The organism is Candidatus Agathobaculum pullicola (assembly GCF_052117205.1).
Lineage (GTDB): Bacteria > Bacillota > Clostridia > Oscillospirales > Butyricicoccaceae > Agathobaculum > Agathobaculum pullicola.
In genome coordinates, this window is the sequence record NZ_JBQKJP010000138.1 from 1 (window position 1) to 348 (window position 348).

The window sequence follows — 348 nt, forward strand, 5'->3', positions numbered from 1 at the left end:
GACGGAAACGACGACCGTTCGCCGGGAATCAAATGGGCTTGTAGCTCAGGTGGTTAGAGCGCACGCCTGATAAGCGTGAGGTCGGAGGTTCGAGTCCTCTCAAGCCCACCATCTTTGAGTGAAGCGAAATGCCGAGGGAAACAGCATTCAGAAGGAACTTCTTCATGCTGCACCTTGGTCGGACTTCCTGATGAAGTCCGACACATCGGCGCAAAATTTCGCTGAAGGCAAAGAAATTTTGCACCTTGAAAACTGAACAATAACGAAAGCAAAAGCAACAATAGAGGAAATAAAATGTTATTCCGATCTTTGAAATAGATCAGTTTAAGGTTTTTCTGAAAATTGTTG

The 348-nt window shown here is 45.4% G+C and carries 1 tRNA gene; it reads left to right on the forward strand.

Annotated elements, in window-relative coordinates:
- Positions 1-34 precede the first annotated feature (34 nt).
- Positions 35-111, forward strand: a tRNA-Ile gene (locus tag ACTQ3V_RS15770).
- Positions 112-348 lie beyond the last annotated feature (237 nt).